This is a genomic window from Pseudomonas sp. VE 267-6A, from assembly GCF_024126555.1.
GTDB classification, from domain to species: domain Bacteria; phylum Pseudomonadota; class Gammaproteobacteria; order Pseudomonadales; family Pseudomonadaceae; genus Aquipseudomonas; species Aquipseudomonas palmensis.
Genome location: NZ_JAMYBY010000015.1, coordinates 125,641 through 147,234, shown reverse-complemented (window position 1 = coordinate 147,234; position 21,594 = coordinate 125,641). Strand labels below are relative to the sequence as shown.

Annotated in this window: 17 protein-coding genes and 2 riboswitches; of the genes, 10 read left to right on the top strand and 7 right to left on the bottom strand. The window is 66.0% G+C overall.

All coding sequences use genetic code 11. From position 1 onward, the window contains the following. Positions 1–8 precede the first annotated feature (8 nt). The gene (locus NJH59_RS18570) at positions 9–1,295 is read left to right on the top strand and encodes a hypothetical protein (RefSeq protein ID WP_123752581.1); all 1,287 of its coding nucleotides are present in this window, start codon (positions 9–11) and stop codon (positions 1,293–1,295) included. 88 nt (positions 1,296–1,383) lie between these two features. On the opposite strand, the gene NJH59_RS18565 is transcribed toward NJH59_RS18570, so the two are convergent. Next, positions 1,384–2,709: a sigma-54 dependent transcriptional regulator gene (locus NJH59_RS18565; protein ID WP_043861458.1), complete on the bottom strand. Its 1,326-nt coding sequence runs from the start codon at positions 2,707–2,709 to the stop codon at positions 1,384–1,386. Positions 2,710–3,032: 323 nt separating this feature from the next. On the opposite strand from NJH59_RS18565, the gene NJH59_RS18560 reads away from it, so the two are divergent. Further along, entirely contained in the window at positions 3,033–3,299 is a 267-nt protein-coding gene (locus NJH59_RS18560) for a hypothetical protein (protein ID WP_054914565.1), read from the top strand. Between the two features lie 117 nt (positions 3,300–3,416). On the opposite strand, the gene NJH59_RS18555 is transcribed toward NJH59_RS18560, so the two are convergent. From NJH59_RS18555 to cobW, 4 genes are read right to left on the bottom strand one after another with little or no spacing between them, the layout of a single operon-like run. After that, a complete protein-coding gene (locus NJH59_RS18555; RefSeq protein ID WP_253087158.1) occupies positions 3,417–4,085 on the bottom strand; it encodes a VWA domain-containing protein in 669 nt (222 codons plus the stop codon). Next, complete coding sequence (locus tag NJH59_RS18550) at positions 4,082–5,089, bottom strand: ATP-binding protein (protein ID WP_054914566.1); 1,008 nt, start codon at positions 5,087–5,089, stop codon at positions 4,082–4,084. The genes NJH59_RS18555 and NJH59_RS18550 overlap by 4 nt, the downstream gene beginning before the upstream one ends. A gap of 7 nt (positions 5,090–5,096) precedes the next feature. Then, the gene (cobN, locus tag NJH59_RS18545) at positions 5,097–8,846 is read right to left on the bottom strand and encodes a cobaltochelatase subunit CobN (RefSeq protein WP_253087157.1); all 3,750 of its coding nucleotides are present in this window, start codon (positions 8,844–8,846) and stop codon (positions 5,097–5,099) included. A 3-nt stretch (positions 8,847–8,849) separates the two neighbouring features. After that, positions 8,850–9,920, bottom strand: a complete 1,071-nt coding sequence (cobW, locus tag NJH59_RS18540) for a cobalamin biosynthesis protein CobW (protein ID WP_043861454.1) — start codon at positions 9,918–9,920, stop codon at positions 8,850–8,852. A gap of 97 nt (positions 9,921–10,017) precedes the next feature. Beyond that, positions 10,018–10,217: riboswitch (cobalamin riboswitch) on the bottom strand. 56 nt (positions 10,218–10,273) lie between these two features. Then, positions 10,274–10,503: riboswitch (cobalamin riboswitch) on the top strand. Between the two features lie 112 nt (positions 10,504–10,615). On the opposite strand from cobW, the gene NJH59_RS18535 reads away from it, so the two are divergent. The 6 genes from NJH59_RS18535 to NJH59_RS18510 all read left to right on the top strand — a co-directional run bounded on the left by NJH59_RS18535 (position 10,616) and on the right by NJH59_RS18510 (position 16,895). Beyond that, positions 10,616–10,801, top strand: a complete 186-nt coding sequence (locus NJH59_RS18535; RefSeq protein WP_043861453.1) for a CbtB domain-containing protein — start codon at positions 10,616–10,618, stop codon at positions 10,799–10,801. Between the two features lie 11 nt (positions 10,802–10,812). Next, the gene (locus NJH59_RS18530) at positions 10,813–11,502 is read left to right on the top strand and encodes a CbtA family protein (protein WP_054914568.1); all 690 of its coding nucleotides are present in this window, start codon (positions 10,813–10,815) and stop codon (positions 11,500–11,502) included. Next, entirely contained in the window at positions 11,502–11,906 is a 405-nt protein-coding gene (locus NJH59_RS18525; protein WP_253087156.1) for a cobalamin biosynthesis protein, read from the top strand. Before NJH59_RS18530 ends, NJH59_RS18525 begins: the two co-directional genes overlap by 1 nt. A 28-nt stretch (positions 11,907–11,934) precedes the next feature. After that, positions 11,935–12,681, top strand: coding sequence for a precorrin-4 C(11)-methyltransferase (cobM, locus tag NJH59_RS18520; protein ID WP_253087155.1), 747 nt, complete (start codon positions 11,935–11,937; stop codon positions 12,679–12,681). A gap of 295 nt (positions 12,682–12,976) precedes the next feature. Next, positions 12,977–13,591, top strand: a complete 615-nt coding sequence (locus NJH59_RS18515) for a response regulator transcription factor (protein ID WP_043861449.1) — start codon at positions 12,977–12,979, stop codon at positions 13,589–13,591. Positions 13,592–13,598: 7 nt separating this feature from the next. Continuing rightward, the gene (locus NJH59_RS18510; RefSeq protein ID WP_253087154.1) at positions 13,599–16,895 is read left to right on the top strand and encodes a transporter substrate-binding domain-containing protein; all 3,297 of its coding nucleotides are present in this window, start codon (positions 13,599–13,601) and stop codon (positions 16,893–16,895) included. Between the two features lie 8 nt (positions 16,896–16,903). On the opposite strand, the gene NJH59_RS18505 is transcribed toward NJH59_RS18510, so the two are convergent. Together NJH59_RS18505 and NJH59_RS18500 are read right to left on the bottom strand one after the other, a co-directional pair. Continuing rightward, positions 16,904–18,223, bottom strand: a complete 1,320-nt coding sequence (locus NJH59_RS18505; RefSeq protein WP_058540141.1) for a PAS domain-containing methyl-accepting chemotaxis protein — start codon at positions 18,221–18,223, stop codon at positions 16,904–16,906. An 89-nt stretch (positions 18,224–18,312) separates the two neighbouring features. Beyond that, positions 18,313–19,332: a LacI family DNA-binding transcriptional regulator gene (locus NJH59_RS18500; RefSeq protein WP_054914573.1), complete on the bottom strand. Its 1,020-nt coding sequence runs from the start codon at positions 19,330–19,332 to the stop codon at positions 18,313–18,315. A 207-nt stretch (positions 19,333–19,539) separates the two neighbouring features. Here NJH59_RS18500 and NJH59_RS18495 point away from each other — a divergent pair, with 207 nt between their 5' ends. Together NJH59_RS18495 and NJH59_RS18490 are read left to right on the top strand one after the other, a co-directional pair. Next, positions 19,540–20,079 (top strand): gluconokinase, encoded by a 540-nt coding sequence (locus tag NJH59_RS18495; RefSeq protein WP_043861445.1) that lies wholly within the window; start codon positions 19,540–19,542, stop codon positions 20,077–20,079. Between the two features lie 100 nt (positions 20,080–20,179). Next, positions 20,180–21,532: a GntP family permease gene (locus NJH59_RS18490; RefSeq protein ID WP_043861444.1), complete on the top strand. Its 1,353-nt coding sequence runs from the start codon at positions 20,180–20,182 to the stop codon at positions 21,530–21,532. Positions 21,533–21,594: the final 62 nt, after the last annotated feature.

The window sequence follows — 21,594 nt, the reverse complement described above, 5'->3', positions numbered from 1 at the left end:
GCTAACCCATGCATCGATCGTTTTCGTTGAAGGCAGTGGTCTGTGTGAGCACGCTGGCGTCTTCAGCGCTGCTGCAAGCGGCGCCAGACCCGCAAGTTGAGGCCCTGAAACAGGAGTTGCAGGCACTCAAGCAACGTTATGAATCCCAGCAGCAGGCACTGATGGTGCTCGAGCAGCGGGTCCGCCAGGTTGAAGAGCAACCCCCGGCACCCCCTCAGCGCCTGACCCGCTCGCCAGCGGCCTCCACCCGGTCAGGCCAGGTGGCTACTGCATCCGGGGCGGCCCCCGGCACCGGCAGTTCCTACGGCGAAGCGCTCAAGGGCGATTCGGAACCTGCGCAGAGCGTGTCCAACCTGTACGACGAGGCCAGCGGCTTCTTCGGTGGCGGCAAGTTCAGCGTCGAGACCGGCATCACCTACGCCCGCTACGACACCCGCCAACTGATCCTCAACGGTTTCCTCGCGCTGGACTCGATTTTCCTGGGCAACATCAACCTGGACCGCATCAAGGCCGACAACTGGACCCTGGACCTGACTGCCCGCTACAACCTCGACCAGCGTTGGCAGTTCGATATCAACGCCCCCATCGTCTACCGCGAGTCCACCTACCAGTCCGGGGGCGCCGGCAACAACGCCCAGGGCGTGACCGAACAGACCGTCACCCGCGACCCGACCCTGGGGGATGTCAACTTCGGCGTGGCCTACAAGTTCCTCGACGAATCGGAAAACAGCCCCGATGCGGTGCTCACCCTGCGGGTCAAGGCACCCACCGGCAAGGACCCGTTCGGCATCAAGCTGATCCAGGACCCGAACAACGACAGCCTCGCCTACCCCGAAGACCTGCCCACCGGCAACGGCGTATGGTCCATCAGCCCGGGCATCTCGCTGGTCAAGACGTTCGACCCGGCAGTACTGTTCGGCAGCCTGTCCTATACCCATACCCTGGAAGAGTCGTTCAGTGACGTCAGCTCCACGTCCGGGGTCAAGGTGCCGGGCAAGGTCAAGCTGGGCGACAGCTTCCAGATCGGCGCCGGTATCGCCTTTGCGCTGAACGAGAAGATGAGCATGTCGTTCTCGGTGTCCGACCTGATCGCGCGCAAATCCAAGATCAAGTCGGCCGAAACCGGCGACAGCTGGACCTCGGTACCCAGCAGTGATGCCAACGCCGCCTATTTCAACGTGGGCATGACCCTGGCCGCCACCGACAACCTGACCATAGTGCCCAACCTGTCGATCGGACTGACCGACGATGCGCCGGACTTCACCTTCAGCCTCAAATTCCCTTACTACTTCTGATCTGCGCCGACGCCATTCGCCAGCAAGGCTGGCTCCTACCTTCGGGTAGGAGCCAGCCTTGCTGGCGAATGGACGTAGCGTGGGATCTTCAGCGAATCTGATGCTTGTGCAGCAACCGGTAGAACGTAGGCCGCGACACCCCAAGCACCTTGGCCGCAATGCTGAGGTTGTCACTGTGACGATTGAGCACGTCACACAGCGCCTGGCGCTCGGCGCGGTGCTTGTAGTCTTCCAGGGTACCCATCGGCGTCATCTCGACCTGCGCGCCCTGCAACCCGAGGTCCTGGGCCTCGATCTGCCGCCCTTCGGCCAGCACCAGGCCGCGACGCACGCGGTTGGCCAGTTCGCGCACATTGCCCGGCCAATCATGCTTGCCCATCGCCATCAGCGCGTCTTCGCTGAAGGTGCGCGGGCGCCGGCCGGTTTCCTGGCTGTAGAAACGCGAAAAGTGGCTGGCCAGCATCGACAGGTCGCCATGCCGGTCACGCAGCGGTGCCGTCACCACCTGCAGCACGTTGAGCCGGTAATACAGGTCTTCGCGAAAACGCCCGCTGGTGATCGCGCTCTCCAGGTCGACATGGGTCGCAGCCAGCACGCGCACGTCCACCGCAATCGGCTGGCTGCCGCCCACCCGTTCGATATGCTTTTCCTGCAGAAAGCGCAGCAGGTTGGCCTGCAGTTCCAGCGGCAGGTCGCCGATCTCGTCGAGAAACAGCGTGCCGCCGTTGGCAGCCTCGATGCGCCCGACCTTGCGCTGGTGCGCGCCGGTGAAGGCGCCCTTTTCGTGGCCGAACAGCTCGGACTGGATCAGGTGTTCGGGAATCGCCCCGCAGTTGATCGCCACGAACGGTTTGTCGTGGCGTTGCGACTGCCGGTGCAGGGTGCGCGCCACCAGTTCCTTGCCGGTACCACTCTCGCCTCGAATCAGCACCGGTGACTCGGTGGGCGCCAGCTTGCTCAGCAACTTGCGCAGTTCGCGGATCGGGCGGCTGTCACCCAGCAGTTCGTGCTCGGGCTCATCCACATGCAGGTTGCCCTTGCCGCGCAGGCGTGCCATGCCGAAAGCGCGACCCAGGGTCACCTGCACGCGGGAGACATCGAATGGCAACGTATGGAAGTCAAAAAACCACTCGCACACAAAATCACCCACGTTCTGCGCGCGCAGCTCCTCGGCGCTGAGCACCGCGATCCACTCGGTACCGCTGCGGCTGATCAGGTCCTTGACCGCATCGGGGTGCTGCAGGTGGCTGGCGTGCAGGCGCAGCAGCCCCACATCGCAAGGGTGCTCCAGGGCAGTGGCAAGGGTGCAGGTGCGCACGTCCCAACCTACGCTGCGCAGGCCTGGCAACAAGCGGTGGCAATCGTCACAAGGGTCAACGATCAGCAAGCGGCGGTTCGGTACCGGTTCCAGCATGACCTTTCCTTGGCGCCAATTATTGGAAATGTTAGTAGAAACAGCATGTTGTATGGCCCGTCTGTAACAGTAGCAACCAACGTCAGAATGCCCACTACCGTCCGTCTGCAAATACGGCCTTGCTTTCGACTCGGTAGAATTTTCCTGTTAATTCAACGTCCCAGATGTTGCCAATGAATGCAGATTGTCAGCACCGATTAAAAAAACATTACTTGCAGTGTGACCTGACCCACTACTGCGTGCATCAGTACAAGTAACCTGCCGCAGGGAACACACCTTGCCGCAACTTTTTCAATGTTTGGGACCACAGAGAGACCGAACCCATGAACGCCCCGCTCCGTGTCAACGAAGCACTGCTGATTGCCGACCACGCCTTCGAACCCTTCCAGTGCGTCGCCTGGGATGTGCCTAACGGCACTGGCGAACTCAGCCTGGCGGTAATCGACCGGACCAGCACCCGTATCGGCAGCAAGCAAGTTCCAAGCAGCACCTATTCCGACCCGCAGCAATTGGCACACCTGATCGAGGAAGTGCGCGCCGAGTTGAGCCAGAAAGGTTATGACTTGCAGCCGTGGAGCATGCCGAAGTAACTTTCCGGCCTGCCCCGTTCATGCAAAAGTGCACCCACCGGGTGCACTTTTTTTGTTTGTGAAGTGTGCGCCGGCGGCTGCGGCAGTTGGCCGCAGTTTACGGCCCAAGTACTTGTTTCAACGCAAGTTGAACTGTTCCAGGTGTTGGTATTGCGCACCCAGTTCCAGCGCCATTTGCCTGGCGCGGCCCAGGCGAACCGGTGCGCTTTCCATGTCCACCAGCAGGCTGCTGCACGGCAGTGCCTCCAGCGCCGGCCAGGCCTTGAGCCGGCCATCGGTTAGGATCAGGCAGTGCTGCACCTCATTGGGGTAGCGCCGCTGGCGTTGGGTCAGCCATTGCCGGGCCTGCTGCAGTGCCTCGAGCAGTGGCGTGCCTCCGCCGGCGCCGAGCTCCGCCAGCCAGGGCTGCAGCGCGGCAGAGGCCTTCAGGCCGTGGCGCTGCCAGCGCGGTTCGCGGCCGCTGGCCGTGAGCAGGGCGAGCCTGGCGCGGGCCCGGTACGCCTGGTCGAACAGTTCGGCCAGCAAACCCTTGGCCTTGCTCAGTGCCTGGTAACGCCGGGTAGACGCCGACGCATCCACAATCACCAGCCAGAGCTGCGTCGGCGCGGCGGTGCGCTGCGCCCAGCACAGCTCGTCGCGCTGGCGCGGGCGGCCCTTGAGCAGGGTGGCAGGCCAGGCCACGCTGCCCTGCCCGACTGCCCGGGCACGCCCGCGCGGGCCCCGGTCGAGCTTGCCTGCACGGGGCCTGGCATCCGCCGCCGGGTGCGAGCGCGGGCGGATGCTCAAGGCTTTTTTGGCCAGCGCGGTACCTCGCGCCGAGCGCCCACAGCCACCGGCTGGCCTGGCAGCTCACCCCACTGGCCACTGCCCTGGGGCTCGCTCGACGGGCTCGATTGCCCTTGGGGCTGAGCGTCGGGGCGAGGCGGTTGCTCGGCGGGCCGGTCATGGCGCCGATGGCGCAAGGCAAACTCTGCCACCGCCTCGATATCCTCGGCCTCGATGCCCGGTGCACTGCGCCAGGCCGCATGGGCACGGGCGGCACGCAACCAGACCAGGTCGGCGCGCAGGCCGTCGACCCCGGCCTCGAAGCAGCGCTGGGTGATCTGCGTCAGGGCCTGGTCATCCAGGGCAATCTGTTCCAGGCGCTCGCGTGCCTGCTGGCAGCGCTGGCGCAGCTCGGCCTGGGCATCGGCCCACTGCGCGCAGAACGCCTGCGGGTCGCTGTCGAAGTCCAGCCGGCGGCGGATGATCTGGCCTCGCGCCTCGGGCAGCGGCTGGCCCTGCAGGGCCACATTCAGGCCGAAACGGTCGAGCAACTGCGGACGCAGTTCGCCCTCCTCCGGGTTCATGGTGCCGATCAGCACGAAGCGCGCACTGTGCCGATGGGAAATGCCATCGCGCTCTACCCGGTTGGTGCCGCTGGCAGCCACATCCAGCAGCAGGTCGACCAGGTGATCGGGCAGCAGGTTGACCTCGTCGACGTACAGCACGCCGCCATCAGCCTTGGCCAGCACACCCGGCGAGAACTGGGCGCGGCCCTGCCCCAGCGCAGCATCCAGGTCCAGGGTGCCGACCAGGCGCTCCTCGGTGGCGCCCAGCGGCAAGGTCACGAAGGGCCCCTCGCCCAGCAGGTCGGCCAGGCCCCGGGCCAGGGTGCTCTTGGCCATGCCGCGCGGGCCTTCGATCAGCACGCCGCCGATCCTGGGGTCGATGGCCGTCAGGCACAGCGCCAGCTTCAGGTCGTGGGCGCCGACCACGGCGGCCAGCGGAAAATGTACGGGTTCGCTCATGTCTGGCTTATTCCTCTGCGTCCAGCAGTTGCTCTTCCAGGGCCTGTCGATACTCGCCCGGAGCCTGCCACAGCCCGCGCTGCTGGGCCTCCAGCAAACGTTCGGTGATGTCGCGCAGGGCCTCGGGGTTGTGCTGGCGGATAAACTCGCGGGTCGCGGCATCGAGCACATAGGCCTCGGCCAGCGACTGGTAATGATGATCGTCGATCAGGTGCGTGGTGGCATCGAAGGCGAACAGGTTGTCGACCGTCGCAGCCATCTCGAACGCGCCCTTGTAGCCATGGCGCTTGACCCCGTCGATCCACTTGGGGTTGAGCGCGCGCGCACGGATCACCCGGTTCAGTTCTTCCTTGAGGGTGCGAATGCGCGGGCGATCCGGCTGGCTGTGATCGCCGTGGTAACTGGCAACGCCGGCGCCGGCCAGGCTTTCTGCCGCCGCGAGCATGCCGCCCTGGAACTGGTAGTAGTCATTGGAATCGAGCAGGTCGTGCTCATGGTTGTCCTGGTTCTGCAGCACCGCCTGCACCTGGCTCAGGCGCCGGGCAAAGGGTTCGCGCGCGGCGGTGCCGTCGTCCGAGGCGCCATAGGCATACGCGCCATGGTTGAGGTAGACCTCGGCAAGGTCTTCACGGCTGTGCCACAGACGGCCGTCAATGGCGTTCTGCACCCCGGCGCCGTAGGCACCGGGCTTGGAGCCGAACACCCGCCAGCCCGCCTGGCGCTCGGCCTGCTCGGGGCTCAGGCCAGCGGCCAGCAGTTCGGCACGCTCGCTGCGCACCTTGGCCGCCAGGGGGTTGAGGTCATCCGGCTCATCCAGTGCCGCCACGGCCTGCACCGCCGCGTCGAACAGCTTGATCAGGTTGCCGAACGCATCGCGGAAGAACCCCGAAACGCGCAGGGTCACGTCTACCCGTGGGCGATCCAGCAGGCTCACCGGCAGGATCTCGAAGTCGTCCACCCGCTGGCTGCCGCTGGCCCATACCGGGCGTACGCCGAGCAGGGCCATGGCCTGGGCGATGTCGTCGCCGCCGGTGCGCATGGTGGCCGTGCCCCATACCGACAGGCCGAGCTGGCGCAGGTGGTCGCCGTGGTCCTGCAGGTGGCGTTCCAGAATCAGGTTGGCCGAGGCGAAACCGATGCGCCATGCCGTGGCGGTGGGCAGGTTGCGCACATCCACGGTGTAGAAGTTGCGGCCGGTGGGCAGCACGTCCAGGCGCCCGCGGCTGGGCGCCCCGCTCGGCCCCGCCGGCACGAAACGCCCGTCCAGCGCCGCCAGCAGGCCCTGCATTTCGGCCGGGCCGCAGGCATCCAGCTGCGGCGCCACCTGGGCCCGCAGCGCCTGCAGCACGGCCTCGACGTCGGCGCTGTGCTGGTGGCTGGCCGGCGCCCCGTCGAGGGTCTGCTCGATCAGGCGGGCGGCATACAGTTCAAGCCGCTCGCGGGTGTCGCCGTTGGTCCGCCAGGCCTCGCTGCTCACCTGTGCCAGGCTGGGCGGCCGTGGTCCTTCCCAGGCAAGGCCCAGGTCGCAGTCCAGCGGGTCGAAGCCCAGCCCCAGGCCGCGGGCCAGGGCGCGCAGCAGGCTGGCATTGGGGCCGCGCCCATCACCACGTTCCACCCGCAGCAGGGCCAGCAGCGTGTCGATCCGCAGGCGACCGTCCGGCGATTGGCCGAACACATGCAGGCCGTCGCGAATCTGCGACTCCTTGAGGTCGCACAGGTAGGTGTCCAGGCGCGGCAGCCACACCGCCGCATCGTCCAGCGCGCCTTCCAGCTGCAGCTCGCGGTCGATGTGGTTGTCGCGCACCAGGTTGAGGATGTCGCGCTGCAGTTCACGGGCCCGGCGCGGGTCCAGCAGTTGCGCCTCGTAGTACTCGTCGGCCAGCAGTTCCAGGTCGCGCAACGGCCCGTAGGTTTCGGCGCGGGTCAACGGCGGCATCAGGTGGTCGATGATCACCGCCTGGGTGCGGCGCTTGGCCTGGGCGCCCTCGCCCGGGTCGTTGACGATGAACGGGTAGATGTTCGGCAGCGGCCCCAGCAACGCGTCCGGCCAGCACCCGGCCGACAGGCCGACGCCCTTGCCCGGCAGCCACTCCAGGTTGCCGTGCTTGCCCACGTGGATCAGCGCATCGGCGGCATAGGCGTGGCGCAGCCAGAAGTAGAACGCCAGGTAGCCATGCGGCGGCACCAGGTCGGGGTCGTGGTACACCGCACTGGGGTCGACCTGATAACCGCGCGCCGGCTGGATACCGACGAAGGTCAGGCCAAGGCGCAGGCCGGCGACCATCATGCGCCCGCTGCGAAACATCGGGTCCTGCTCCGGCTCGCCCCAGCGCTCGCGCACCGCCTGCTGGTTGGCCTGGGGCAACAGGGCGAAGGCGGCGCGGTAATCGTCCAGCGCCATGCTCTGGGCACAAGGGCGCTGGTCGAGCGTGTCGAGGTCGTTGCTGACCCCGCCGAGCAGGGCCTGGATCAGCGCCGTGCCACTGTCTGGCAAAGGCCCCACCGGGTAGCCCTGGGCCTGCATGGCGCGCAGTATGTTGAGCGCCGCCGCCGGGGTGTCCAGCCCCACACCGTTGCCGATGCGCCCGTCGCGGGTCGGGTAGTTGGCCAGAATCAGCGCCACGCGTTTTTGCGGGTTGTCCAGGCGCGCCAGCTCGCACCAGCGCCGGGCCAGTTCCGCAACAAAATCCATGCGTTCCAGGTGCGGCTTGTAGCACACCACGTCCGACTGGCTGCGTTCGCTGCGCCAGGCCAGGTCCTTGAAGCTGATCGGCCGGCTGATGATGCGCCCGTCCAGTTCCGGCAGGGCAATGTGCATGGCCAGGTCGCGGGCCCCCAGGCCCTGTTCGCTGGCCTCCCAGGCCGGCTGGTTGTCCTGTGCGCAGATGGCCTGCAGCACCGGGATGTCGCGCCGGAACGGGCGCAAATGCGGCTGCTGCGGGCTGGACTGGGCAAAGCCTGTGGTATTGATGATCAGGGCCGCGTCGACCTGGTCCAGCCATTGCTCGACCTGGTCCAGGCAGGCTGCCTCCTTGAGGCTGGCCACGGCAATCGGCAGCGGGTTGAGCCCCGCGCCTTGCAGACGCTCGCAAAACGCATCGATGAACCCCGTGTTGGCGGCCTGCAGGTGCGAGCGGTAGAAGATGATCGGCGTCACGGGCTGGCCGGGCTGCCACAGGGCACGCCAGCTGTCCACGCTCGCCTGGGGGTGTTGCGGGTGATAGACACTGGTGCGCGGCAACTGCTGCGGCTCGTCCCAGCGGTAGTCGCGGCCCAGCCATTGGCTGGCCAGGCACTGGAACAGGTTCAGCGCATTGGCCTTGCCGCCCTGGCGCAGGTAGTGCCACAACCGTTCGGCCTGGGCAGCGGGCACCGTGCTCAGGCTGGTCAGCTCAGGGTCCGGGCGGTCGTCGCCCGGCACCAGGATCAGTTGCACGCCCCGCCCCGCCAGCGCCACCAGTTGCTCCACGCCATAGCGCCAGTAACCGATGCCGCCGTGCAGCGACACCAGGATGACCTTGGCATGGCGCAGCACTTCGTCCACATACAGGTCGACCGAAGCATGGTTCTGCACCTGCATCGGGTTGGCCAGGCGCAGGCTGGGGTAGTCGTCCGGCAACTGCTGGGCGGTTTCGGCCAGCAGTGCCAGGTGCGAATCACCGCTGCAGAGAATCACCAGGTCGGCGGGGGTCTGGCCGAGGTCGGCGATGCTGTCGTCCGGCACAAAGCCGCCGGGCTGGGTCCGCAGCAGGTGCATGGGTCAGGCGCCCAGTGCGGCGCGCAGGCTGGCTTCGAGTTGCACGGCGTCAAGGTCCTGGCCGATCAGCACCAGGCGCGTGGTACGTGGCTCGTCGCTGCGCCAGGCGCGGTCGAAGTGCTTGTCGAAGCGCGTACCCACGCCCTGCACCAGCAGACGCATCGGCTTGCCCGGAATGGCCGCGAAGCCCTTCACGCGCAGGATGCCGTGCTGCACCACCAGTTGGGTCAGGGCATCGAGCAGCAGGCTTTCGTCGGCCTGGGGCAACTCGATGGAGATGGAGTCGAAGGCATCATGGTCGTGATCGTCGTGGTCGTCATCGCCGTCATGGTGCGAATCGTGGTGGGTACGGCGCGCGTCGATGTGCTGCTCGGATTCGGCGCCCAGGCCCAGCAATACGTCCAACGGCAGGCGGCCGCTGCTGGCCTCCACCACCTTGACCGCAGGCGGCAGTTCCTCGGCCACCTCGGCGCGCACCCTGGCCAGGTCGTCGGCAGCGATCAGGTCAGCCTTGTTCAGCACCACCAGGTCGGCGCTGGCCAGTTGGTCGGCAAACAGTTCGTGCAGTGGGGACTCGTGGTCCAGGTTCGGGTCGAGCTTGCGCTGGGCGTCCACCTGGTCGGGGTAGGCAGCGAAGGTGCCGGCGGCCACGGCCGGGCTGTCGACCACGGTGATCACCGCATCGACCGTGCAGGCGTTGCGGATTTCCGGCCACTGGAAAGCTTGCACCAGCGGCTTGGGCAGCGCCAGGCCGCTGGTTTCGATGAGGATATGGTCCAGGTCGCCACGGCGCGCCACCAGCTCGCGCATCACCGGGAAGAACTCTTCCTGAACGGTGCAGCACAGGCAGCCGTTGGCCAGCTCGTAGACGCGCCCGCTGGCTTCTTCCTCGGTGCAGCCGATGCTGCACTGCTTGAGGATCTCGCCATCGATGCCCAGCTCGCCGAACTCGTTGACGATCACCGCGATGCGGCGGCCCTGGGCGTTGTCGAGCATGTGCCGCAGCAGGGTGGTCTTGCCCGAGCCGAGGAAGCCGGTAACGATGGTGACGGGGAGTTTGGCCAGTGTTTTCATGGGGGTGCCCTTGGCAGGATGGCGGGCATGCAGGACGAGAGCCGCAGGAGCCTTGCTGCCTGAGCGCATTCGCCACCGGATCACCCCGCCCGGTTGAAAGTCGGAAACTGTTCGAGGCAGGTCTCCTGGCTCGCGCTGTGCCGGCACGCCTGCCGGCTGCATCGACGCCTTCCCGCCCGGGGCAGTGGCACGGCCGATGCCGTTCAACGCTTACAGTTGCGGGGGCAGCCACGGCTTGAACCGTATTCCCGTCTTAGCTGCAGCCAGGGCCGCAGAACCTCGAAGCGGCTAGGCTACGCAGTGGTCCGGGGCAGGTCAACCGCTGTATTGACGGATGCCGGCGCGCATGATTTGCTAGCCGCATTCGTTCGGGTGCCTTTTTACAAGGTGAAACGGGAAACCGGTGCGTCAGCCGCTTCTGCAAAGAAGCAGCGACAAATCCGGTGCTGCCCCCGCAACGGTAAGCGAGGAAAGCGTCTTTACCACTGTGCCAGCTGTGCGGCATGGGAAGGTGACGCCCTCAGGCTGAGCATGCTGCCAGCCCTCGCAAGCCCGGAGACCGGCCCGATACAGTCATGACAAACCCGCGGTGGGCGGGCGCTGTTGAACCCCTGGGCGAGCCTCGCGCAGGGGTTGGCCGCGCTTGCCTGTTGCCGATAGCCCCGACGACACGACAACAGCAAAAGGAACGCGCCATGCCCATCAGTACCGCCAGCCAGCCCCTCGTCACCCCCACTACCCTCAGCCAGCGCCTGGCCGTCGCCATCGGTGCCTCGCTGCTGGGCCTTTGCCTGGTCTACTTCGCCGGCTTCTCGCACATCGAGGCGGTGCACAACGCTGCCCACGATACCCGCCACAGCGCCGCGTTCCCTTGCCACTGAGACCTGCCCCGATGATCAAGCGCATTGCCCGCACCGCAGGCTTTACCGGCCTGCTCGCCGCCCTGCTGCTGACCCTGCTGCAAAGCTTCTGGGTCGCACCGCTGATTCTGCAGGCCGAAACCTACGAGAACCCGGCACCGGCCGCCCAAACCCATGAGCATGCCGACGCCGCGGGTGAAGGCCACCACCACGATGCCGAGGCCTGGTCGCCTGAAGACGGCTGGCAGCGCGTGCTGTCGACCACCGGTGGCAACCTGGTGGTGGCGGTCGGCTTTGCCCTGATCCTGGCTGCGCTGTACACCCTGCGTGCGCCGGGCCGTACCGCCACCGGCGCAGCCTGGGGGCTTGCCGGGTTCGCGGTATTCTGCCTGGCGCCCACCCTCGGGCTGCCGCCAGAGCTGCCGGGCACTGCCGCCGCCGACCTGGCGCAGCGTCAACTGTGGTGGGTGGGCGCCGCGGCTGCCACCGCTGCCGGCCTGGCCCTGATCGTGTTTGCGCACAACTGGCTGCTCAAGGCGCTGGGTGTGGCATTGCTGGTTGTTCCGCACGTGATCGGTGCGCCGCAGCCGGAGGTGCACGAGAGCCTGGCGCCGCAAGCACTGGAGGCGCAGTTCAAGGTGGCGTCGCTGTTGACCAATGCCGCGTTCTGGCTGGCCCTGGGCCTGCTCAGTGCCTGGCTGTACCGTCGCCAGCCAGCCTGATGCAGTTGTATGCCGGGCTGGGCTGTCGTCGCGGCTGCCTGGCCCGCGAACTGGCCGCCCTGCTCCAGCAGACCCTGTTCGCCCATCACCTGCCCGCCTCTGCCCTCGCCGGGCTGGCCAGCATCGACCTCAAGGCCGGCGAACCCGGCCTGCATGAACTGGCCAGGCAACTGGGGTTGCCGCTGGTGTTCTTTTCGGCCGCGCAACTGGCCCCCTTCGAAAGCCGCCTGAGCCACCGTTCGCCCACGGCGTTCGCCCTCAGCGGCTGCCATGGGGTGGCCGAAAGCGCCGCGCTGGCCCTGGCCGAGCAACGCGGCGGCGCCAATGCCGCACTGCGCCTGCCACGCACCGTGCAAGGCGCCGCCACCCTGGCATTGGCCTGGGCCCCGCCGTTTGACGGATAATGCCGCGCAATCTTTCCAAGGATTCATCATGACCGTCTATTTCATCGGTGCCGGCCCGGGCGACCCCGAGCTGATCACCGTCAAGGGCCAGCGCCTGATCCACAGCTGCCCGGTGATCATCTATGCCGGCTCGCTGGTGCCCGCCGCCGTGCTCGAAGGCCACCGCGCCGAAACCGTGATCAACAGCGCCGAACTGCACCTGGGGCAGATCATCGAGCTGATGCGCACGGCCCACGCCAACGGCCAGGATGTGGCCCGCGTACACAGCGGCGACCCTGGGCTGTACGGTGCGATCGGCGAACAGATCCGCCACCTGCGTGAACTGGGTATCCCATTCCAGATCATCCCCGGCGTGACCGCCGTGGCTGCCAGTGCCGCCCTGCTCGAATGCGAGCTGACCCTGCCGGACATCGCCCAGAGTGTGATCCTGACGCGCTACGGCGACACCTCGCCGATGCCGCCGGGCGAATCGCTGGGGAGCCTGGCCAGCCACCAGGCAACCCTGGCCATTCACCTGGGGGTCAAGCACCTGGCCAGAATCGTCGAGGAACTGCGCCCGCATTACGGCAGGGACTGCCCGATCGCCGTGGTGCACCGCGCCACCTGGCCAGATCAGGACTGGGTGCTGGGCAGCCTGGACGACATCGTGCAACGGGTGCAGGCCAAGGGCTTTCGACGCACCGCACTGATCCTGGTGGGCCGGGTATTGGGCAGCGATACCTTCAGCGAGTCGGCGCTCTACCGCGCCGGGCATGCGCACCTGTACCGACCTTGACGGCCATTGACGGCGTCCCTCCCGGCCCCATGCCCGGCGCGTTCCCATGGGCGCGCCTGCCAATTCAACCGCCTCTGCTAGCGATAACCGGCCCAGACGATAGGAAATCGGCTACAGAACTTTCGAGCGCCTTGTAAGAAAAATCCTCTAATCGAACTGATTTCTTCCTCACTTCTATACTGGACGTACTCCTGCTGAGCGTTTCCACGTATCTTGGCCGCCTTGCCAGAGCCTGGGCAGGCGTCGCCCCGAACGGTTCGGGGCCTGGATCACCTCTCTGACAAGGAGTTGCGCGATGCCCAAAGTCTTGATCGTTGATGACCACACCACCATCCTCTTCGCCATCCGCACCCTGCTGGAGCGCGATGGCTACAACATCGTCGGTGAAGCCCGAGACGGCGCCAGTGCTGTCGAACTGGCGCGCAAGCTGCAGCCTGACGTGGTGATCCTCGATCTGGGGCTGCCACGCCTGGATGGCCTGAGCGTGCTGGAGCGGCTCAGCCAGTTGACCAACCCGCCACGCATCCTGGTACTGACCGGCCGCCCACCCCGGCTGTTCGCCCGCCGTTGCATCGAGTCCGGTGCCTCGGCATTCGTGCGCAAGGACGAAGACCTCGATATCCTGAGCGCCGCCCTCAAGGCCGTGCTCAACGGCTACTCCTACCTGCCCGATGCGTCACGCTTCAATGACCGGTCAAGCTCGGAACTCCAGCGCCTGGACAAGCTGTCCAACCGTGAGTTCGAGGTGCTGCGCCAGTTGGCCAAGGGCGCCAGCAATGGCGAAATCGCTACGGCGATGATCCTCAGCGCCAAGACCATCAGCACCTACAAGACCCGCATCATGGAAAAGCTCGGGGTGGTATCGCTGGTTGAGTTGATCGATGTGGCCAACCGCAACGCACTGACCTGAGCCGCCCATGACCAAGCGTTGCCTGCCTGCCCTGCTGCTCGCCTGCCTGGTGCAGTGGCTGGCGATAAGCGCCATGGCACAGGAGCCGGGGGTTGCCCGCCAACTGCTCGGGCGCTCGGTCAGCAGCAGTGCGCCACCCCCGCTGACCCTCGCCGAACGTCGGTGGCTCAAGCACAAGCAGGTGCTGCGCCTGGGCACCTCGGCGCCGGACTACCCGCCCTTCGACATCAATGTGAGCCAGCACGACTATGAAGGGGTCAGCGCCGACTTCGCCGGCCTGATCGGCGAGCAGTTGAAGATCCCGGTGCAGGTGCTGCAGTTCTCGAACCGTATCCAGGCCATCGCCGCCCTGCACAGTGGCCAGATCGACCTGCTGGGCAGCGCCAACGGCTACGAAGCCGCCGACAGCGCACTGGTGATGAGCCAGCCCTACGCCGACGACCAGCCGATCATCGCGACCCCCGTCGGCGTGACCCATGACCCAGACGACCCGCTCGACGGGCTGACGCTGTCGATGGTCGAACACTACCTGCCACCGTCGCTGGTCCGCCAGCTCTACCCCCGGGCGAACCTGCAACTGTACGCCTCGACCATGTCGGCCCTGTCGGCGGTGGCCCTGGGCCAGGCCGATGCATTCATCGGCGACGCGATCAGTTCCGACTACCTGATCGGCAAGAACTACCGCGAAAGCCTGCAGATCTCCCACTACGTCAAACCCCAGCGCTCTTCCTTCGGCTTTGCCCTGGTGCGCGAGAACACCGCGTTGCTGGACCTGGTGAACAAGGCATTGGGCAGCATCACCGACAGCGACCGGTTGAACGTGATGCGCCGCTGGACCAGCGGCGTGAGCAGCATCCTGCTCAACCGGGCGGACATCGCGCTGACCGACGAAGAGCGACACTGGATCGCGCAGCATCCCAGCGTGCGCGTGGTCATCAACAAGTACTTCGCGCCCCTGAGCTTCTTCGACGAAAACCAGCACTTTCGCGGCATCACCGCCGACGTGCTGGCGCAGATCAGCCTGCGCAGCGGGCTGAAGTTCCAGATCATCGAGACCGACTCGGTGCCCACCATGATCAGCATGGTCGAACAGGGCGAAGCCGAGGTCGTCGGCGCGCTCAACTATGGTGAGCAGCGCGCCAGAACCCTGGCCTTCACCCGGCCCTACCTGGCCAACCCGCGGGTGCTGGTGACCAGCGTGCGCGATACATCGATCCGCCACCCCGACCAGCTCGACGGCAAGCGCCTGGCGATCATTCGCGGTACACCGGTGAGCGCCGAACTGCGCCAGCGCTATCCCGCCATCAGCCTGATCGAAGTCGACGACCCGCTGGCACTGATGGAGTACGTGGCCCAGGGCCGCGCGGACGCGGCGCTCAGTTCGCAGATCAACGCCGCCTACTTCATCAGCCGCATGTTCAAGGACCGCCTGCGCATCGCCACCCTGCTGGACGACACCCCGGCCCTCGCCGCCTTCGCCACCGAACGTTCTTCGCCACTGCATGCGATATTGGAAAAATCCCTGCTCAGCATCCCGCCCGAGCAGATGACCCAGCTGGTCAATCGCTGGCGCATCAACGCCCTGATCAGCGACACGCCCTGGCGCAACTACCGCTCGCTGGTGCTGCAGATTCTGGGCATCGCGGTGGCGCTGGTGCTTGCCATAGCGTTGTGGAACCGTTACCTGCGCAAGCTGATGCAGCAACGCGCCGAGGCCGAGCAGGCCCTGCAACTGCAGCTGCGCATCAGCGAACACCTGCTCGAAGAGCTGCATGTGGCCAAAGAACAGGCCGACAGCGCCAACCACGCCAAGAGCACCTTCCTGACCACCATGAGCCACGAGATCCGCACCCCCATGAATGCGGTGATCGGCCTGCTCGAGCTTGCCCTGAAGGATGCCGCCCAGGGCCGCACCGACGAGCACTCCCTGCAGGTGGCATTCGATTCGGCCAGCAGCCTGCTGGAGCTGATCGGCGACGTGCTGGACATCGCCCGCATCGAATCCGGACACATGAGCCTGGCGCCACAACCCACCGACCTGGGTGCGCTGGTACGCAGCACCGTGCAGGTGTTCGAAAGCAGCGCCCGTCTCAAGGACATCAGCCTGACCCAGGACCTGCAGCCCCCCGCCGCCCTGGTGGAGATCGACCCGCTGCGTTTTCGCCAGATCCTGTCCAACCTGCTGGGCAATGCCATCAAGTTCACCGAGCGCGGTGGCGTCAGCGTGCGCCTGCAGTGCCAGCCCACGCCGTGCGGCAAGCAGGTGCACATGCACCTGGCCGTCGAGGACAGCGGCATCGGCATCAGCCAGCCGGACCAGCAGCGCCTGTTCCACCCCTTCATCCAGGCCGGCAGCCAGCCGGCTCGCCAGGGCACCGGCCTGGGCCTGGTGATCAGCCGGACCCTGTGCGAACTGATGCAGGGCAGCCTGGAGCTGCACAGCACCCCGGGCCATGGCACCCAGGTCACGGTCAGCCTGCCGCTGATGCTGGCCAGCACCGCCAGTCAACCCGAGGAACCGGCCCAGGAGCCAACGGCCCAGGCCAGCCAGCGGCTGAACATCCTGGTGGTCGACGACTACCCCGCCAACCTCATGCTGCTGGAAAAGCAGCTGAGCGTGCTGGGCCATCGGGTGACCCAGGCCAGCGACGGCGCGGGCGGCCTGCAGGCCTGGCAGGCCGGGCGCTTCGACGCCGTGATCACCGACTGCAACATGCCCGGCATGGACGGCCACCAGCTGGCGCGCGAGATTCGCGCCCAGGAAGCCCAGGCGAATCGCCCGCCCTGCCTGATCCTGGGCCTGACCGCCAACGCCCAGGCCGACGAACGCGAGCGCTGCCTGGCGTCGGGCATGGATGACTGCCTGTTCAAGCCGATCGGCCTGGGCGCCTTGAGCCGTCACCTGTCGGGGGTGGATACCCCCGAGCCGCAGGCGCCACCCGAGCCCCGCGCCGAGGACAACAGCGGTTTCAACATCGACAACCTCAAGCACCTGACCCTGGGTGACCCACGGCTGATCAAGCGTCTGCTGACGGAGCTGGAGCGCAGCAGCGCCGAAGACCTCGAGGCGTTGCGTGCCCTGGGCTCAGGCGCGAGTCGACAGCAACTGCGCAGCCTGTCGCACCGCATCAAGGGCGGCGCCAAGATGCTCAAGGCCCATGGCCTGGTGGGGCACTGCGATGCGCTGGAGCAGGCCTGTACCGGCAAGGCCCCGGACAAGGCCATCGAGGCGTTGCTGGCGGCGCTGGAACAGAGCCTGAAGGATCTGCATGAACACCTGCAGCGATCCATCGCCGCCGGTTGAGATGAGGCTCAGTGCAGCTGCAGGGTCGAGTTGATCTGGCTGATGGCGTCCACCACGTGCTGCGAACCCTGCTGGATTTCCAGGATCACTTCCCCCGCCTCATTGGCCAGTTCCACCCCCAGCCCGGTGCGGCTGAGGCTCGACTGCATGCTGGCCACCGCATTGAGTGAAAGGTCGTGATTCTGGCGCACCACATCGACGATCTCCAGGGTCGCCTTGCTGGTGCGTGCCGCCAGGCTGCGCACCTCGTCGGCCACCACGGCAAAGCCGCGGCCGTGCTCACCTGCCCGCGCCGCCTCGATGGCGGCGTTCAGGGCCAGCAGGTTGGTCTGGTCGGCAATGCTGCGGATGGTCTGCACGATCTGCCCGATCAGTTCCGACTGCTTGCTCACCGCATCGATGCTGCGGGCTGCGGCATTGAGCTCGCGGGAGATCTCCTCGATCACCTGCACCGTATGCTGCACCACCTCCGAGCCCTTGCGCGCACAGGCATCGTTCTGCACCGAGGTGGCGTGGGCCGCTTCGGCTGCCGTCTGCTGGGTACACACCTGGTGGGTGATGTCGCTGGCAAACTTGACCACCTTGTACAGGCGGCCACGGGTATCGAAGATCGGGTTGTAGGAAGCTTCCAGGTACACCATCTGCCCGAGTTTGTTCTTGCGCTCGAAACGATGGGAATGGTACTCGCCGCGATTGAGCGAGGCCCAGAATGCCTTGTAGGCGCTCGACTCGCTTTCGCTGCGGTGGCAGAACAGGCTGTGGTGCTGGCCAATGACCTCCTCGGCCCGGTAATGCATGGTCTTGAGGAAGTTCTCGTTGGCACGGATCACATTGCCTTCGGGGGTGAACTCGACCATCGCCATGGAACGGCTGATGGCATTGATCAGGCTGTCGCTCTCATGCTCCTCGACCACCCGCCGGGTGATGTCGGAGGCGACCTTGATCACGCTGGTGACCTGCTGGTTGGCGCCAAACACCGGCATGTAGCTGGCCTCCAGCCATACATCGTGCCCGGCCTTGTCGCGCCGCAGAAAGGTACCGCTGTGGGCCTCGCCCCGCGCCAGGTCGCGCCACAGGGTGCGGTACGCATCGCTCTTGACGTAGTCGGGCTCGCAGAAAATGCGGTGGTGCTTGCCGATGATCTCCTCGGCGGCATAGCCCAGGGTGGAGCAGAAACGCTCGTTGGCTTCGAGAATCACCCCGTCGGGGCTGAACTCGATCATGGCCATCGAGCGACCTATGGCCGCAAGCTTGGCATTGGAGTGGTGTAACGCTTGGGTGCAACGCTCGATTTCAGCCAGGTCAGACTTGCGATGGGCGTTAAACATTGGTTACCACTCCATTGGCGGTTTTTGCTCAGCATAGATGCACTTCTGTACCCTGCAAGCCAACTGCCATCACCGTTTATCACCCCACGTCAACTGCTTTCGCGCACCATCAGTTCGAAGCCCAGGTCCTGGGTGCGCGGCTGCCCGCCCTTGCCGTCGAGCAACGCCAGCAGCGCCTGCGCAGCCTGCCGCCCCACGGCAGCGCGCGGGGTGCGAATGGAGGTCAGGCGCGGTACCAGGTGAGCCGATGCCGGCAGGTCGTTGAAGCCCACCATCGCCACCTGCCCCGGCACCTCGATGCCCTGGCGCAAGGCCTGCAGAATCGCGCCCTGGGCCAGGTCGTCGTTGCAGAAGAACAGCCCGTCCACCTCCGGGTGACGCTCGAGCAACTGGCTGAACAGCTCGCCGCCCAGGCCGATGGATGACGGCTGCGGTGCGAGCATTTCCAGCGCCGGGTCATACAGCCCTGCATCGTCGAGCGCCTGGCGGAACCCGTCGGCGCGTTGCATCACCCGCGGATCGAGCTGCGCGGCAATGAAGCCCAGACGCCGCCGCCCGCGTTCGATCAGGTGCCGGGCAGCCGCGCGCCCGGCCTGCTGCTGGGAAAACCCGACCGAAGTGGCCGTGTCCGGCCCACCCAGCTCCATCATGTGCACGCAGGGCACACCACTGGCGGCCAGCATCTGCTGCGACGCCTCGGTGCGGTCAAAACCGGTGAGCAGCATGCCGCACGGCTGGTAGGCCAGGTAGTTGCGAATCAGGTTCTCCTCTTCGGCCACGTCGTAGTGGAAGTTGCCGATCAGCACTTCAAGGCCGCGCGGGCGCATCACGTCGTGGATGGCTTCGAGGGTTTCGATGAACAGCTGGTTGGACAGCGACGGAATCAGCACCACCACCGACTGGCTCTGTGCCGACGCCAGCGCGCGGGCTGCCGGGTTGGCGACATAGCCCAGCGCTGCGGCAGCATCCTTGACCTTCTGCACCAGTTCCGGGGCAACCGTGCTGATGCCGCGCAGGGCGCGCGAGGCGGTGATCGGGGAAACCCCGGAAAGCCTGGCCACTTCAGCCAGGGTGGGACGACCGGTAGTACGGGAGCCAATGCGGGTCATGGGGGCTTTTATTTTTCGGCTTGCAAAGAGAAGGGAACGGGCACTAAGGTAGCGCTGTCTCAGACGTCAGGCAATGCATAACTGCAGGTGCACGGCGATGAGCGCCCAGACTGCTTTTACAAAACCAATAACAACCGGGTGGGAAGCCGCCGAGGCGTTGTCAGCCTCGGCCAAAGATAGCGCTATCTCGCCCCGCAGGAGGTACCGATGAACTCTCCCCTGTCCGCTATTGTGGTGATGGGCGTGGCTGGCTGCGGCAAGAGCTGCGTCGGTTCTGCCATCGCCGATTGCAGCGGCGGCCGCCTGATCGAAGGCGATGCCTTTCACCCTGCCGCCAACATCCAGAAGATGAGCGCCGGCATTCCCCTTGACGATGACGACCGCGCTGGCTGGCTGATCCGCCTGGGCGAAGAGCTGCAGGCCACCCTCAAGGCCGGCGAACGGCCGATCCTCACCTGCTCGGCGCTGAAAAAGCGCTACCGCGACGCCCTGCGCCACGCCGTACCCGACCTGGGCTTCGTGTTCCTCGAACTGACGCCCCAGGAAGCCGAACGCCGCGTGCTGGCACGCCCCGGCCACTTCATGCCGGCAAGCCTGATCGACAGCCAGTTCGCCGCCCTGGAGTCGCCGCGCGGCGAAACCCTGACCCTGACCCTGGACGCCACCCAACCCATCGCCCAGCTGGCCCGTCAGGTAGACACCTGGCTAAAGCCCTGCGGTGAGTCGGCGCTGGCGCGAACTGCCTGATTTTCCGGCAGTTTTCCGGCTCACCAAAGATAGCGCTGTCTCGACTGCTGCACGCTGTAAAAGTTCCGCCCACAACAATGACAACACGAGGCACTGAACCATGTTCGGTCTGGCAACTGATACCTACCTCTTGCTCGATGCACTGGTGACCATCATCGGCCTGGTGCTGCTGATCACCCACTTCAAGGTGCACCCTTTCGTGGCGCTGACCCTGGCCGCGGGCTTTCTGGGCCTGACCTCCGGCATGCCGGTAGCCAAAGTGATGAAGTCGTTCCAGGACGGTTTCGGGGGCGTACTCGGCTTTGTCGGGATAGTGCTGGCACTGGGCACCATGCTCGGCAAGCTGATGGCCGATTCCGGCGGCGCCGACCAGATCGCGCAAACCCTGATTCGCGCCTTCGGCAAGCAGAAGGTGCACTGGGCCATGATGTTCGCCGCCTTCCTGGTGGGCATCCCGCTGTTCTTCGAAATCGGCTTCGTGCTGCTGATACCCCTGGTGTTCATCGTTGCCCGGCGCACCGGGGTATCGCTGATCAAGATCGGCATTCCGCTGCTGGCCGGGCTGTCGGTGGTGCACGGGCTGGTGCCGCCGCACCCGGGCCCGCTGCTGGCCATCGGCGTGTTCGGCGCCGACATCGGCAAGACCATCTTCTACGGGCTGATCGTGGCGCTGCCCACGGCGATCATCGCCGGGCCGCTGTACGGCACGTTCATTTCGCGGTACATCCCCGGCTCGCCGTCCCAGGAGCTGATGGACCAGATCGCCCGCGAAGCCGAGCGCACGCAACTGCCCAGCTTCGCCATCACGCTGGTAACCATCCTGCTGCCGGTGTTCCTTATGCTGCTCAAGACCTTCGCCGACGTGGTACTGCCGGCCGAGCACATCTTTCGCCAGTGGATGGACCTGATCGGGCACCCGATCACGGCGCTGCTGGCCGCCCTGCTGCTGGCCTTCTACACCTTCGGCTCGGCCCAGGGCTTCAGCCGCCAGCAGATCATGAAGATGCTCGACCAGAGCCTGGCGCCTACGGCGGCAATCGTGCTGATCGTGGGGGCTGGGGGCGGCTTCAAGCAGATGCTGGTGGATACCGGTGTGGGCAACGTGATCGGTCAGATGGCGGTGCAGGCGCAGATCTCGCCGATCATGCTGGCCTGGCTGGTGGCGGCGGTGATTCGCATCGCCACGGGCTCGGCGACGGTGGCGACCATTACCGGTGCGGGTATCGTGGCCCCGGTGATCGGCATGATACCGGGCGTGAACCGCGAGCTGCTGGTGCTGGCCACGGGGGCCGGCTCGCTGATCCTGTCGCATGTCAACGATGCGGGCTTCTGGCTGGTCAAGCAGTACTTCAACATGACCGTGGCCGAAACCTTCAAGACCTGGAGCATGATGGAAACCATCCTGTCGGTGGTGGGCATCATCTTCATCATGCTGTTGTCGCTGGTGGTCTGACGGCTTCGCCGCAAAGCCAGCCCACAGGTTCTGGCTGTACCGCAGAACCCTGTGGAAGCTGG

Bases quoted from the DNA above. Each gene is read 5' to 3' on its own strand.
- NJH59_RS18515 (WP_043861449.1), top strand. From the start codon at position 12,977: ATGCCCAAAGTCTTGATCGTTGATGACCACACCACCATCCTCTTCGCC.
- NJH59_RS18495 (WP_043861445.1), top strand. From the start codon at position 19,540: ATGAACTCTCCCCTGTCCGCTATTGTGGTGATGGGCGTGGCTGGCTGC.
- NJH59_RS18560 (WP_054914565.1), top strand. From the start codon at position 3,033: ATGAACGCCCCGCTCCGTGTCAACGAAGCACTGCTGATTGCCGACCAC.
- NJH59_RS18565 (WP_043861458.1), bottom strand. From the start codon at position 2,709: ATGCTGGAACCGGTACCGAACCGCCGCTTGCTGATCGTTGACCCTTGT.
- cobM (WP_253087155.1), top strand. From the start codon at position 11,935: ATGACCGTCTATTTCATCGGTGCCGGCCCGGGCGACCCCGAGCTGATC.
- NJH59_RS18530 (WP_054914568.1), top strand. From the start codon at position 10,813: ATGATCAAGCGCATTGCCCGCACCGCAGGCTTTACCGGCCTGCTCGCC.
- NJH59_RS18500 (WP_054914573.1), bottom strand. From the start codon at position 19,332: ATGACCCGCATTGGCTCCCGTACTACCGGTCGTCCCACCCTGGCTGAA.
- NJH59_RS18550 (WP_054914566.1), bottom strand. From the start codon at position 5,089: ATGAGCGAACCCGTACATTTTCCGCTGGCCGCCGTGGTCGGCGCCCAC.
- NJH59_RS18505 (WP_058540141.1), bottom strand. From the start codon at position 18,223: ATGTTTAACGCCCATCGCAAGTCTGACCTGGCTGAAATCGAGCGTTGC.
- NJH59_RS18535 (WP_043861453.1), top strand. From the start codon at position 10,616: ATGCCCATCAGTACCGCCAGCCAGCCCCTCGTCACCCCCACTACCCTC.
- NJH59_RS18510 (WP_253087154.1), top strand. From the start codon at position 13,599: ATGACCAAGCGTTGCCTGCCTGCCCTGCTGCTCGCCTGCCTGGTGCAG.
- NJH59_RS18570 (WP_123752581.1), top strand. From the start codon at position 9: ATGCATCGATCGTTTTCGTTGAAGGCAGTGGTCTGTGTGAGCACGCTG.
- NJH59_RS18525 (WP_253087156.1), top strand. From the start codon at position 11,502: ATGCAGTTGTATGCCGGGCTGGGCTGTCGTCGCGGCTGCCTGGCCCGC.
- NJH59_RS18490 (WP_043861444.1), top strand. From the start codon at position 20,180: ATGTTCGGTCTGGCAACTGATACCTACCTCTTGCTCGATGCACTGGTG.
- cobN (WP_253087157.1), bottom strand. From the start codon at position 8,846: ATGCACCTGCTGCGGACCCAGCCCGGCGGCTTTGTGCCGGACGACAGC.
- cobW (WP_043861454.1), bottom strand. From the start codon at position 9,920: ATGAAAACACTGGCCAAACTCCCCGTCACCATCGTTACCGGCTTCCTC.